At 51.6% G+C, this 13,203-nt stretch carries 18 protein-coding genes; 11 read left to right on the top strand and 7 right to left on the bottom strand.

Annotated elements, in window-relative coordinates; genetic code table 11:
• Positions 1-172 precede the first annotated feature (172 nt).
• The 5 genes from hslV (at position 173) to ACO0LL_RS06465 (ending at position 3,255) form a co-directional block, all read left to right on the top strand.
• Positions 173-709, top strand: coding sequence for an ATP-dependent protease subunit HslV (gene hslV / locus ACO0LL_RS06485; RefSeq protein WP_422950068.1), 537 nt, complete (start codon positions 173-175; stop codon positions 707-709).
• 13 nt (positions 710-722) lie between these two features.
• Positions 723-2,060 carry an ATP-dependent protease ATPase subunit HslU gene (hslU, locus tag ACO0LL_RS06480; RefSeq protein ID WP_422950067.1) on the top strand — a complete coding sequence of 446 codons (1,338 nt, stop codon included), beginning with the start codon at positions 723-725 and terminating at the stop codon, positions 2,058-2,060.
• A 56-nt stretch (positions 2,061-2,116) separates the two neighbouring features.
• A complete protein-coding gene (locus ACO0LL_RS06475) occupies positions 2,117-2,326 on the top strand; it encodes a hypothetical protein (protein WP_422950066.1) in 210 nt (69 codons plus the stop codon).
• An 18-nt stretch (positions 2,327-2,344) separates the two neighbouring features.
• Entirely contained in the window at positions 2,345-2,854 is a 510-nt protein-coding gene (locus ACO0LL_RS06470; RefSeq protein WP_422950065.1) for a GAF domain-containing protein, read from the top strand.
• 221 nt (positions 2,855-3,075) lie between these two features.
• Positions 3,076-3,255: a hypothetical protein gene (locus ACO0LL_RS06465; RefSeq protein ID WP_422950064.1), complete on the top strand. Its 180-nt coding sequence runs from the start codon at positions 3,076-3,078 to the stop codon at positions 3,253-3,255.
• 31 nt (positions 3,256-3,286) lie between these two features.
• On the opposite strand, the gene ACO0LL_RS06460 is transcribed toward ACO0LL_RS06465, so the two are convergent.
• The 5 genes from ACO0LL_RS06460 to ACO0LL_RS06440 all read right to left on the bottom strand — a co-directional run bounded on the left by ACO0LL_RS06460 (position 3,287) and on the right by ACO0LL_RS06440 (position 6,242).
• Positions 3,287-4,285, bottom strand: a complete 999-nt coding sequence (locus ACO0LL_RS06460) for an NAD(P)H-dependent glycerol-3-phosphate dehydrogenase (protein WP_422950063.1) — start codon at positions 4,283-4,285, stop codon at positions 3,287-3,289.
• Between the two features lie 117 nt (positions 4,286-4,402).
• Positions 4,403-4,852, bottom strand: coding sequence for an SH3 domain-containing protein (locus ACO0LL_RS06455; protein ID WP_422950354.1), 450 nt, complete (start codon positions 4,850-4,852; stop codon positions 4,403-4,405).
• A gap of 61 nt (positions 4,853-4,913) precedes the next feature.
• Positions 4,914-5,390, bottom strand: coding sequence for a protein-export chaperone SecB (gene secB / locus ACO0LL_RS06450; RefSeq protein WP_422950062.1), 477 nt, complete (start codon positions 5,388-5,390; stop codon positions 4,914-4,916).
• Positions 5,391-5,553: 163 nt separating this feature from the next.
• Entirely contained in the window at positions 5,554-5,820 is a 267-nt protein-coding gene (gene grxC, locus ACO0LL_RS06445; RefSeq protein WP_162061134.1) for a glutaredoxin 3, read from the bottom strand.
• Positions 5,821-5,834: 14 nt separating this feature from the next.
• The gene (locus ACO0LL_RS06440; protein ID WP_162043741.1) at positions 5,835-6,242 is read right to left on the bottom strand and encodes a rhodanese-like domain-containing protein; all 408 of its coding nucleotides are present in this window, start codon (positions 6,240-6,242) and stop codon (positions 5,835-5,837) included.
• Between the two features lie 97 nt (positions 6,243-6,339).
• Between ACO0LL_RS06440 and gpmA the strand changes: the two genes are divergently transcribed.
• From gpmA to ACO0LL_RS06410, 6 genes are all read left to right on the top strand, one after another.
• The gene (gpmA, locus tag ACO0LL_RS06435) at positions 6,340-7,086 is read left to right on the top strand and encodes a 2,3-diphosphoglycerate-dependent phosphoglycerate mutase (RefSeq protein ID WP_422950061.1); all 747 of its coding nucleotides are present in this window, start codon (positions 6,340-6,342) and stop codon (positions 7,084-7,086) included.
• Positions 7,087-7,096: 10 nt separating this feature from the next.
• Complete coding sequence (locus tag ACO0LL_RS06430) at positions 7,097-8,440, top strand: murein hydrolase activator EnvC family protein (protein ID WP_422950060.1); 1,344 nt, start codon at positions 7,097-7,099, stop codon at positions 8,438-8,440.
• A 14-nt stretch (positions 8,441-8,454) separates the two neighbouring features.
• Positions 8,455-9,984, top strand: coding sequence for a S41 family peptidase (locus ACO0LL_RS06425; RefSeq protein ID WP_422950059.1), 1,530 nt, complete (start codon positions 8,455-8,457; stop codon positions 9,982-9,984).
• A 62-nt stretch (positions 9,985-10,046) separates the two neighbouring features.
• Complete coding sequence (locus tag ACO0LL_RS06420; RefSeq protein ID WP_422950058.1) at positions 10,047-10,805, top strand: HesA/MoeB/ThiF family protein; 759 nt, start codon at positions 10,047-10,049, stop codon at positions 10,803-10,805.
• 69 nt (positions 10,806-10,874) lie between these two features.
• Positions 10,875-11,519, top strand: coding sequence for a glutathione S-transferase family protein (locus tag ACO0LL_RS06415; RefSeq protein WP_422950057.1), 645 nt, complete (start codon positions 10,875-10,877; stop codon positions 11,517-11,519).
• A gap of 8 nt (positions 11,520-11,527) precedes the next feature.
• Positions 11,528-12,322, top strand: a complete 795-nt coding sequence (locus ACO0LL_RS06410) for a spermidine synthase (protein ID WP_422950056.1) — start codon at positions 11,528-11,530, stop codon at positions 12,320-12,322.
• Between the two features lie 35 nt (positions 12,323-12,357).
• On the opposite strand, the gene ACO0LL_RS06405 is transcribed toward ACO0LL_RS06410, so the two are convergent.
• Entirely contained in the window at positions 12,358-12,753 is a 396-nt protein-coding gene (locus tag ACO0LL_RS06405; protein WP_422950055.1) for a VOC family protein, read from the bottom strand.
• A gap of 81 nt (positions 12,754-12,834) precedes the next feature.
• Positions 12,835-13,200, bottom strand: coding sequence for an SLOG family protein (locus ACO0LL_RS06400; RefSeq protein ID WP_422950054.1), 366 nt, complete (start codon positions 13,198-13,200; stop codon positions 12,835-12,837).
• Between the last annotated feature and the right edge of the window lie 3 nt (positions 13,201-13,203).

Here is a 13,203-nt window from a genome sequence, read left to right as displayed (position 1 = left end):
CAAGGTGGGCTTTTGCCCGCCCATTTGCTGTCATATATACACGTGGTTTGTTCACGCTTGCAATTCAGAAAAAACACCCCATTTTCTACGAATCAGGCAATTTGGCCTGCTTATACTGCCCGCTCATGGTCCATGTTCGCGTGCAGGAATGGCACTATTTTTTGAGGTTCATATGGAACAATTTCACGGCACCACGATCTTGACGGTGCGACGCGGCAATCTGATTGCCCTGGGCGGCGACGGTCAGGTGACACTGGGCAATATCGTCATGAAGGGCACTGCCCGCAAGGTGCGCAAGCTGTATCACAACAAGGTGCTGGCCGGTTTTGCTGGCGGCACGGCTGACGCTTTTACATTAATAGAACGTTTTGAATCCAAGCTGGAAAAACACCAGGGCCACCTGATGCGCGCCTCGGTAGAACTGGCAAAAGACTGGCGCACTGACCGCATGCTGCGCCGTCTGGAAGCCATGTTGCTGGTGGCAGACAAAGACAGCACGCTGGTGATTACCGGCAATGGTGATGTGCTGGAACCCAACCAGGGTATAGGTGCGATAGGCTCTGGCGGTACTTTCGCCCAGTCCGCTGCGATTGCCCTGTTTGAAAATACTGACTTGTCACCTGTCGACATCGTCAAAAAATCCCTGACTATTGCTGGTGAGTTGTGCATTTATACCAACTTGTCGCACACCATAGAAACACTGGAATGAATTGGAATACGCAATGAACATGACCCCGCAAGAGATCGTCTCTGAACTCGATAAACATGTAGTTGGCCAGTCCAAGGCCAAGCGCGCCGTTGCCATCGCCCTGCGTAACCGCTGGCGCCGTCAGCAGGTGCAAGAACCGCTGCGCCATGAAATCACACCCAAGAATATCCTGATGATAGGCCCGACAGGCGTAGGTAAAACCGAGATCGCCCGTCGCCTGGCCAAACTGGCGGATGCGCCCTTCATCAAAATCGAAGCGACCAAATTCACTGAAGTTGGTTATGTGGGCCGCGATGTTGATACCATCATCCGCGACCTCGTCGATATCGGCATCAAGCAAACCCGCGAGACAGCCACCCGCAAGGTACGCGCCCGTGCTGAAGATGCGGCGGAAGACCGCATACTCGATATCCTGTTGCCACCGGCGCGCGATTTTGGTTTTCACCCAAGTGAAACCGAAGTCGCAACCCCTGACAATACGACACGCCAGACTTTCCGCAAGCGTCTGCGCGAAGGTGCGATGGATGACAAGGAAATTGAAATCGAAGTGGCCGAAGGCGTAACCCATATGGAAATCATGGCACCGCCGGGCATGGAAGAAATGACCGAGCAGATCAAGACGATGTTCTCGGGCATGGGCAATGGCCGCAAGAAATCACGCAAGCTGAAAATCAAGGAAGCGATGAAGTTCCTGATAGAAGAAGAAGCGGGCAAACTCGTCAACGAAGAAGAACTGAAGCAGGATGCGATACGCAATGTAGAGCAAAACGGCATCGTCTTCCTCGATGAGATTGACAAGATCGCCTCACGTTCAGAAACTGGCGGTGCAGAAGTCTCACGCGCTGGTGTGCAGCGTGACTTGCTGCCGCTGGTAGAAGGCACGACCGTGAATACCAAGTACGGCATGGTCAAGACTGACCATATCCTGTTCATTGCGTCTGGCGCTTTCCATCTGGCCAAGCCGTCTGATCTGATACCTGAGTTGCAGGGCCGTTTTCCTATCCGCGTAGAACTGGAGTCTTTGTCCATCGCTGATTTTGAACGGATACTGACAGGTACCGATGCCTGCCTGACACGTCAATACCAGGCCTTGCTGGCAACCGAAGACGTGCAGATAGACTTCACACCTGAGGGTGTTGAACGCCTGGCTGGCATCGCTTATTCTGTCAATGAAACGACAGAAAACATCGGAGCGCGCCGTCTCTACACCGTCATGGAAAAGCTGCTGGAAGAAATTTCTTTCGATGCTCACCAGAATAGCGGCAAGACAGTCACCATTGACGCTGCATACGTCAATGAACGTCTGGAAGCCTTGTCGGTGAATGAAGATCTGTCACGCTACGTGCTGTAATTTTAGTTTTAATCTTAGTTTTAATCTTAGTTTCAATTCCTAATCCGGGATTCAAGATGGCTAACAAGGCGCTCGCAACACGACAACGCATGCAGTTCCGCGTTGAGCCGTCTCAAGTCCCGGCCCCGGCCAAAGGCAGGGCTAATCAGGCAAGAAAAGTCTTGCCTGATTACCTGACTGCGAAAAGAAATACCAAATCTCTGTCACTCCCTGCTACTGCTGCGGCAAACACTGCAAGCAGTACAGATGAACAACAAGAAAATTAAACCTTCAGGAATACATCCATGTTTAGCACACCGGCTGCCAGCGACAAACCCGATTACCCCATGCTGGCGCGCCAGTTGGCCAGCGTACTCGAAGGTGAACGCAATCTGATTACCAATGCCGCGCAGTTTTCTGCCTTCATTTACAGCAGCATCACAGATTTGAACTGGGCTGGATTTTATCTATGCGCACCGGCCAGCAAGCCAGATGCAGAATTCCCGAATGACCTGCTGCTCGGCCCATTCCAGGGCAAGGTCGCCTGCACCCGTATCCCATTCAAACGCGGAGTATGCGGAACAGCCGCAGCAGAACGTCGCACCGTGCTGGTAGAAAACGTACATGCATTCCCGGGACACATCGCCTGTGATTCAGCATCCAACTCTGAAATAGTCATCCCTTTGATCAAGGACGGTGAGATTTATGGCGTTTTTGATATCGACAGCCCGCGCCTGAAACGCTTCGATGCAGAAGACCAGTTGGGTCTTGAGAACTTGCTCGCCATCTTTACGGCTGCGACAGATTTAAAATAATAGCAATACCAGTGCCCTGTGGAATCAGCCAGAATGTGGCAAAGGGCAGACAAAGACCATGCTAGCCATGGTCTTTTTTGTTAAGCTATGTCAAAACTGCCTAATTCCTGTCTTTGCCCGGTCTTTGTCGCTCTACACTGAGTTTATTGAAACTGAGCAAAATTCAGAAGACCGAGGGAGATGGCATCATGGCAGGATGCAGACGCCGGAAAATGCTACACATGCACAAGCAGCCTTTGCGCAGGCGTGATGTGATGACGCGCTTCATGGTCGATCTCGGCATCCACTATCTTGAAGTACTGGGGCTGGCCAAGGCCATGCATTTCTTGCGCAGGCACCATGTGCCTGAAACAGTCATCAACCGCGTCCTGCATTCGCCTGCATACCGACGGCGCTATTAAGCTGTTCTAATACGTTTCCTTAATGCGTTTCCTAATGTGTTTCCTGTTTTGCATCCCTGGCCAGCAAGCGACTGATCATTTCCTGTAATGAAATCCCGTCAAACAAGACACCTGCCACCGCATCGGTAATTGGCATCTGTATGCCCAGTTGCTGAGCCAGCGTCCTTACTGCCTGCGCACAACGAACGCCTTCAGCAACATGGCCGAGTTCCTGCACTATGACGTCCAGGGATTTACCCTGGGCCAGCGCCAGGCCGACCTTGCGGTTGCGCGATAAATCACCGGTACAGGTGAGTATCAGATCACCTACACCAGTCAGGCCCATCAGGGTTTCTGAACGTCCCCCAAGAGCAACGCCCAGGCGGCTGATTTCTGCCAGGCCACGGGTGATCAGGGCGGCCCGCGCATTCAGGCCCAGGCCCAGGCCATCGGCCACACCAGTCGCAATCGCCAGGATATTTTTGACCGCACCACCGACTTCAACACCAACCATGTCGTCACTGGAATACACCCGCATGGCATTCACATGCAGGGCCTGTACCACCAGGCTGCTGAGTTCATCGGACTTTGAGGCAATCGTCAATGCACAAGGCAAGCCTTTGGCTACTTCCTGTGCAAACGAGGGGCCAGACAGGGCACCGAAGGCAGTGTCCTGCCCCAGCACCTGCTCTGCTACCTGGTGTGGCAAAAGCTGCGTGGATTCTTCAAAGCCCTTGCATAGCCAGATAATGTTTTTTGGCTGGTAAGCACGGCAGGCTTCCAGCGTAGGACGCAAACCAGAGACTGAGGTGGCAATCACCAGCAAGCCATCAGCGCCAGCGGCATGTGCCATGGCAGCGGCAAAATCTGCCGTCACCTGCAAGTTATCAGGAAAAGGGAAACCACTTAAATAATCACTATTTTGCTTATTTGTCTGCATGGCAGACATCGCAGCCTGATTACGTCCCCACAGCAAAACATTGTTTTTTGCAGCAAAGGCAATTGCCATGGCCGTGCCCCAGGCACCTGCGCCCAATACGCTGATATTCATGCTTGTCCCTGACTCCTGCTTATTTTAATAACCGGGGAAGATGTAAAAAAAGGACAGCAGGCTGTCCTTTTTTGCAAACTGTCATCTGCCTATATATTCAGCCCAGGCACTATAGCACTACAGGCCCCAGACTTCATTGATTTTGACAAAGCCTAACTGGCCGTCACGGTGTTTCACTTTGACCCAACCACCAGCAGCGGGCTCGGCCATTTCCAGCAAGACATGCTTGTCGGCACTAAAGACCAGCGGCGCAGATTCGTCTGCCGCTGCCCTGATTTTGGCATTCGCGGCCCGCACTACCAGGCTGCGGCGGGTGATCAAATCCTTGGATTCAACCCAGCTCATTTCACCGCTGACATCTCTTACCTTGCTCCAGGTACCAGAAGTAAACACCACTTCCAGCGGCATGCCACGCGGGGCCACTGCCAGTTTTGCACCTTTGGCAGACGGGGCATCGTACAAGATGACCGGCGAAGCACCGACGGAACGGAATTCCAAAGCCTGCGCCGCACTACTCGCAAGTAGCATCAATAACAACAAAGGCAAAGGCGTCAGCAAGCGTCGCATGGTAGCTTTCATCAAGCCGACCCGGCCAAAAACCGGATCAAGCCCGTAGTAATAAAGCAGATTACTGAATAGTCGTAGGTGCTTCAGTAGTGGCATTTGCCTGCTCAGCAGCCAGTGTCAGGCGTTGCGCGTAGAACGCTTCGAAATTGATTTCTGACAGATGGATAGGAGGGAAGCCAGCACGTGTGATCGCATCTGCTACGTTGGAACGCAGGTATGGATAAACGATGTTAGGGCAGCCGATACCCAGCAGAGGATCGAGTTGATCTTCAGGGATATTGCGCGCTTCGAAAATACCAGCTTGTTTGCCTTCAACCAGGAAAGCAACTTTTTCGCCGACTTTTGCAGTAACAGTCACTGTTACTGTGGCTTCGTAGATGCCATCAGCCAGTTTTTCAGAGCCTACATCGACAGAAACTTCGATGCCTGGGGCTTCTTGTTCCAGGAAAATAGCTGGGGAATTTGGCTGTTCAAGCGACAAATCTTTCAGATAAACGCGTTGAATTTGGAATACGGGCTGCAGATTTTCGTCAGACATGTGAAACTTTCTAAAATTCTAAAAGATTAATAATGAACAGCGAGACTGGCAGATAGGGCCGTTTCCAGCCATTTCAAGATCGCAGCGCGCTATTGTAGCAAGTAGTCTGCAAAAACAGCAATTTTGCTGCAAAACCCGTAGAAAATCCGGCAAAAACCTGCTTTTAATCAACCGGATTCAGCAAAGGATCAAGTTTACCCGCCCTGTCGAGGGCAGACAGATCATCAAAGCCGCCCACATGTGTGTCATCTACATAGATTTGCGGCACGGTGCGGCGGCCGGTCTTTTTCATCATCGCTTCGCGCACACCGGGCTCAAGATCGACACGGATTTTTTCTATCTCTTCGACACCCTTGGATTTCAACAGGCGTTCTGCCATCGTGCAATAGGGGCACACGGCTGTGGTATACATGACTACATGGGCTTTCATGATGCTCTCCTGCTTTACTTTACTGTTGGCAAGCCTTGCGACTTCCAGGAATCTATACCACCGTCAAGGCTGAACACCTGCGTAAAACCGGCTTTGCTGAGCAAACCAGCAGCACTGGACGAACGAACACCTGAAGCACAGACAGTAATAACCACATTGCTTTTTGATTTTTCTATCTCTTTCAGACGGTCATTCAGCTCTGGCAGCGGGATATGTTTGGCATTTGGCAAATGTCCGGCAGCAAATTCCTCGGCGCTGCGCACATCCAGCACCAGGGTCTTGCCCTGATTCATGTATTGTGTGGCTTGAAAATGCGATACCTTGGCACCACGTCTTTGTAAAGCAGGTATTAACAATGCGCCGCCGCTGATCAGGGCAAGGGCTAACCACACATAATTGTAGTTGGTAAGAATGAAATTCACAGGATTCCAGTAGTAAAAATGGTTATCAGAAGCGCGTCATTATAAAATAGATGCCGCAATCGCATACTAAATCACTCATCCCTACTTCTCGCACACTATGTACAAAATCGTTTTAATGCGCCACGGCGAATCTACCTGGAATCTGGACAACCGTTTTACCGGCTGGACTGATGTCGATCTGACAGGAAAAGGCGTGGCAGAAGCTACCCAGGCTGGCAAGCTATTGAAAGAAGCCGGCCTGACTTTTGACCTGGCTTATACCTCGGTACTCAAGCGCGCGGTTCGTACACTGTGGGGCACACTCGATGAAATGGACTTGATGTGGTTGCCAGTGATGCATGACTGGCGTCTGAATGAACGTCATTACGGCGCGCTGCAAGGCTTGAACAAGGCAGAGACAGCAGCCAAATATGGCGACGAGCAAGTGCTGGTATGGCGCCGCAGCTACGACACGCCACCTCTGCCGCTGGCAGAAGATGATGACCGCACCTCGTTCAACGATCCGCGCTATGCAGGCCTGGACCGCAGCCAGATACCGCTGACAGAATGCCTGAAAGACACGGTGGCCCGCGTCATGCCAGCCTGGGACGACAGCATTGCACCAGCCATACGCGCTGGCAAACGCATCCTGATCTCTGCCCATGGCAACAGCCTGCGCGCCCTGATCAAGATGCTTGACGGTATCAGCGATGACGACATCGTCAACCTGAATATCCCAAATGGCCAGCCACTGGTATATGAACTTGATGCCGACCTGAAGCCAATTAAACATTATTATCTGGGTGACCAGGAAGCCATCGCCGCGGCCTTGCAAGCTGTGGCCAGCCAGGGCAAGTCCAAATAATAAGTATTGAATGTCATTTAACACCAAGTCTTCACCGTTTTTAATTGCAAGTTTGCTGTGCCTGACTCTGGCAGGCACAGCAACGTCTGCAATGGCCGCCAGCAATGCCCGCGCCCAGCAAAAAAACAAGGCAGAAGCAGACCGGGCAGAGTTGCAAAACCGCCTGAAGTCCTTGAAAAACGATATCAATAAAACTGAAACGGCCAAAGACAATGCCAGCGATGCGATGGCCGAATCAGAAAAATCCATTTCTGAAGCCAACCGTTCTTTGCGTGATTTGCAGGCCGAACAGGCGCAGACTGAAGCCAAAGTCAAACAACTGACAGAGCAGCAGCAAGCCCTGGCTGATAAAGTTGAAAAACAAAAAACACAACTCTCGAATTTTTTACGCCGCCAATACATGCGCGGCGACAGTGACCGCATCAAATTGCTGCTGTCGGGCGACAACCCCAACCGTATCAACCGCGAACTGCAGTACATGAGTTATGTATCGCAAACCCAGGCCAAACTGATAGATGGTTTGCGCATCAGCCTTCAAGCTGTGGAAAAAAATGCCGAAGAAGCGATAGAAGCCAAGGCAGAACTCGATGAAATAGCTGATGAAGAAAAAAGCCATAAGCTGGCGCTGGAAAAAGAGAAAAAACGACATGCCACATTGGTAAGTCAGTTGGCAGAAAAATTATATATACAAAAAAAACAGGCTGATAGTCTCGAAAAAGATGAACAAAGACTGAGTAATCTGGTCTCACAATTAAATAAACTGATTGAAGAGCAGGCCAAGGCAGATGCGGCCAAAGCGGCATTGGAAGAAAAACAACGCCAGGAAAGAATTGCAGCAGCACAGAAAGAAAGAGCAAGACAGGCAGCACAGGGCAAGAAACCAGCGAAAATCACCAATCCTAATGCGATTGATGATGACGAACCGCCCAGGCAAGCCAAGGTGGCGACCCCACCTGCAGGTGAATTTGACAAGCTGAAAGGGCAATTACGCTTGCCAGTAAAAGGTGAAATTCTTGCCCGGTTTGGTAGCAAACGCGCTGATGGTCCCAGCTGGAAAGGCATGTTCATCAAGGCGAATGAAGGTGCAGAAATCAAGACCATCGCCCCAGGCAAAGTGATTTTTGCTGACTGGTGGAAGGGGTATGGAAATATGGTGATTGTTGACCATGGCGGCAGTTACTGGAGCCTGTATGGCAATAATCAAGCAGTATTGAAGCATGTCGGCGATGTGGTAAAAACCGGTGATGTCATTGCCAGTGCCGGAAACAGCGGCGGTAATGAAGAATCAGGTTTATACTTTGAAGTACGTCATCAAGGACGTGTATTTGATCCTCTCAACTGGATCTCTAAATAGGCATTAGGTGAATCATGGGCAGCAAATTCAAGAATTTCGGTTTAATTGGACTCGGCATGATTGCCGGTGTGGCAGTGTCGATGCAGTTTTCTGCTGTGGCACAAAAAGGCACTGCGGAGACACTCCCTTTCGACGAGCTAAAAGACCTGACTAACGTATTCGGATTGATCAAATCTGCCTATGTCGAGCCAGTCGAAGACAAAAAACTGATCAAGGATGCCATTTCCGGCATGGTCGGTTCTCTCGACCCGCATTCAGTGTATCTGGACAAAAAAGCCTACAAGGAACTGAATGAAAGCACGCAGGGCAAGTTTGTCGGCCTGGGCATAGAAGTCGGCATGGAAGACGGCTATGTGAAAATCATTTCCCCTATTGAAGATTCTCCTGCCTACCGCGCGAATCTGAAATCCGGCGACTTGATTACCAAGCTCGATTCTGAACCGGTCAAAGGCCTGACGCTGGATGAAGCCGTCAAGAGAATGCGTGGTGAACCGCATACCAAGATCACGCTGACGATTTACCGCAAGAGCGAAGAAAAACCCATCGTCGTCACGATTACCCGTGAACTGATCAAGCAGCAAAGCGTCAAGGCAAAAATCGTCGAGCCTGGCTATGCATGGATCAGGGTTGCACAGTTCCAGGTACCAACCACCGACGACATGTCCAAAAAAATCCAGGGCCTGTATGCACAAGACCCAAATTTGAAGGGATTGGTACTCGATTTGCGCAATGACCCGGGTGGTGTGCTTGATAGCGCCATCGGCGTGTCTGCCGCCTTCCTGCCCAAGGAAGTGCCGGTCGTATCCACCAATGGTCAGATGGCAGATCAAAAAGTAACTTATTTTGCCCGCCGCCAGGACTATGACAGGGCAACGCTGACTGATCCTCTGAGCAAATTGCCGGAAGCAATCAAAAAAGTACCTATGGTGGTGCTGATCAACACCGGTTCTGCATCTGCCTCAGAAATCGTGGCGGGTGCCTTGCAAGACTACAAACGTGCGACCATCCTGGGCACGCAAAGTTTTGGCAAGGGATCAGTGCAATCCATCATCCGCTTCCCGTTCAATAGCAGCAATCCAGACTTTGCCGTCAAATTGACCACAGCGCGCTACTACACGCCGAATGGCCGCTCTATCCAGGCCAAAGGCATCGTCCCTGACCTGAACGTCGAAGAAACAGCAGATGGCGATGGCTTCAATGGCTTGCGTGCGCGTGAAGCTGACTTGCAAAAACATCTGACAAACGACAAGGAAAAAGAAGTTGCCCGTCCTAAAGTCGATGAAGCCGAAGAAGAGCAACGCCTGATCGCGCTGGCGAAAAAGAGCAAGCCTCTTGAATACGGCGGTGCCGAAGACTTCCAGCTGGCCCAGGCCCTGAACCACCTGAAAGGTTTGCCAGTCAAGGTCACTGAAGCCAAGGTTATTGATAAAGAAGGCAAGGAAGGCAAAGACAGCAGTAAAGAAGCTGACAAGCCAGCTAAAACTGACAAAGCTGACAAAGCCGAACACAAGACCGAGCACAAAACCGACAGCAAGAAAAAATAAACCCTGAAATTAACCTTCATAAAAAAAGGCCGCTTACTCCAACAGCGGCCTTTTTTACGACGATGAACGATCAGCAACTCTTACGCTATTCCCGCCACATCTTGCTGGACCAGATAGGTATAGAGGGCCAGCAAAAAATCACGGAAGCACATGCGCTCGTCATCGGTGCCGGTGGCCTGGGTTCACCTGCGGCCATGTACCTGACCAGCGCTGGTGTGGGTACGATCACCCTGGTCGATAATGACAGCGTCGATCTGACCAATCTGCAAAGACAGATCATGCATACCACGGCAGCCGTGGGCATGGCCAAGGTTGGCTCAGGCAAACACACGCTGGAATCCATCAATCCTGAAATAAATATCATTGCCCTGCAAGAGCGGGCTGCCGATGCGCGGCTGGAAGAACTGGTCAGCCAGGCCAGCATCGTGCTCGACTGTTGCGACAATTTTGCCACCCGCCATGCCGTGAATGCCGCCTGCGTCAAATTTGCAGTACCGCTGGTATCTGGCGCGGCCATCAGTTTTGATGGCCAGATCAGTGTGTTTGACAGCCGTGACGAGGCTTCGCCCTGTTATGCCTGTCTGTTCCCACCCGACCAGCCTTTTGAAGAAGTGCTGTGTTCCAGCATGGGCGTATTTTCACCGCTGGTAGGCATCATAGGCAGCATGCAGGCCGCCGAAGCCCTGAAAGTCATCATGGGCATAGGCCAGGCACTGTCAGGCCGCCTGCTGTTACTGGATGCCTTGCGCATGGAATGGAATAGCATAGGCATCAGCAAAAATATGCAATGCTCTGTTTGCGGGCAAGCTCATCCAGGCTAAATCTGTACTTTACAACTGCAGCTTAAAACTACACTTCAAAACTACACTTCAAAATTCATCAAGGACTATATGTATACTCTTTACTATTGCCCTGGCACCGCCAGCATGGTCGTTCATCTGGCACTATTGGAAATTGGTGCTGCCCATGAGTTGAAACTCGTCGATGTAGAAAAGAACCAGCAAAAAGATCCCGATTATCTGCGCCTGAATCCAAACGGTGTCGTGCCTACCCTGGTCATCGATAACCGCCCTTATCTGGAATCCGCCGCCTTGCTGATGCTGCTGGCAGAGCGCCACCCGGAAGCGGGCCTTGCACCCGCCGCTGGCACCGTTGAACGCGATCTGTGGCGGCAATGGATAGTCTTCATCAGCGGCAGCCTGCAATCTGCTTTCCGTGCCTGGTTTTATCCGGCCGAACTGGGTTTTACCGAGCATGGTGAAGCCAGTAAAGCGGCCTTGCAAAAACGTATCGCTGCCATCTGGGATCAGCTTGACCTGCATCTGAGCAAGAATGGCCCTTACCTGCTCGGTGAAACTTTTTCTGGCGCTGACCTGCAACTGACCATGCTGATGCGCTGGTCACGCAATATGCCACGCCCGGCAACGCAATGGCCAGCCTTGAACAAACTCGCGCAACTGATTATCGCCCGCCCGAGCTGGCAAAAGATGGTAGAAATCGAAGGCCTGGAAACCTGGCCTAAAACCAGTAATTAATTCCCGGCATGCAAAAGACGGGTCTTAATCTGTACAAGGCGACTCAGGCAGCGGCTATGGACTTGCCCGAGGTCACCATCGCCGAGCACCTTGGTGTGCGTACCCTGCATCTGTCCTCTGATGCGATACAGGGTGCCATGCGCACGGCCATGCCTGACCAGATAGAGCTGGAATATGTGCAGCAAATGATGATGTGGATGCTGTTCAAATATAAACCGCAGCACGTTGTGCAACTGGGCCTGGGTGCAGCCGCGCTGACCAAGTTTTGCTACCGCAATTTCCCACAGGCCAAGGTCACTGCGATAGAACTCAATCCCAGGGTCATCGCTACCTGCCACCAGCATTTCAAGTTGCCAGACAATGATGAACGTCTGCAAGTGCTGTGCATGAATGCGCTGGACTATGTCAACGACAGCGCTAACCATGGTCAGACAGATGTCTTGCAAATTGATTTGTACGATGCCGCCGCCGAAGCGCCGGCGCTGGGTAGCGCCGCGTTTTACCAGGCCTGTGCCAATTGCCTCAGCGAAGATGGTATGCTGACCGTGAACCTGTTTGGCAATCCACAAAATTACCGCGCCAACTGCAATGCCAATATCGCTGCTTTACAAGAGGCTTTTGATGCAGTGGTCTGGCTGCCATTGGTGCACGATGCCAACACCGTCGCCATCGCCTTCAAACAAGCCCCTGCAGTGGATTTTGAAGACTTGTATGAACGTGCAAAGGCAATACGGCTGGCCTGCAAATTACCGGCGGCAAAATGGGTCAATGGCCTGAAGGCATGGATGGCGGAAAATGCCTGAATCCTGGCGAGCATCTTTAATATGCTCCGTGCTGTTTAATCCTCAGGATGATGACAGCAAACGCAAAGCTTGTTGCCATCTGGGTCGCGGAAATAAGCGCCATAATAATTTGGATGATAATGCGGACGCAAACCTGGCGCTCCTTCGCAAGTGCCGCCATGTGCTAGTGCTGCGTCGTAGGCACGCTGCACCGTTGCACGCGAGGCAGCCAGCAATGCCACCATCTGGCCATTGCCCTGTTCGGCGGCTTCGCCGTTATATGGTTTGCCGATGACAAACAAAGGGCGAGGCTGGTCTGCTGGCATCCAGCCTGCCCAGGGTTTGTCAGCATCCTTGAATTTCAAGACCAGGCCCAACTCAGTCATCAGTGCAGAGTAAAACGAAAAAGATTTATCAAAATCCTGTATGCCTGTGAATACATGGGAGATCATGCTTTTTCCTTCGCGCTGATTGTAGTATTTATTTGGTCGTGACGCTTATTTGGTCGTGACGTTTATTTGGGTGTGGGATTTTTACTGCGTGAAAATCCTGACCGGTATCTGCGCTTGCTCAGCAAGTGTTACCGCATGTTGCGTACCGCGGGCGCAACCGGGCTTGCCATAGTCAGCATGAAATGCCAGCACCATATCTATGCCGGTCGCCAGCATCCTGACGTTCAGGCCCTTCCATCCTTCACCTGGAAATGCGCGGTAGTCAGCATTGGTTTTTTTCATCGCTTCGACTGCAAAACCAAATTCCAGTGCAACTGCTTTGGCGTGCGCATCTATGCCAGGTGTATCACCTGTGACGATGATGGTCGCTGGCGGCAACTGAGCCAGTTCGCGGCGAATCGCGCCCTGGCTTTCCCACTGGGTAGCACCTGTAATCAATACTCTCATACC

The organism is Undibacterium sp. TC4M20W (genome assembly GCF_049340245.1).
GTDB lineage: Bacteria > Pseudomonadota > Gammaproteobacteria > Burkholderiales > Burkholderiaceae_D > Undibacterium.
Note: the sequence above shows the minus strand (reverse complement) of the source record. Positions and strands in the feature narration are given on the sequence as shown.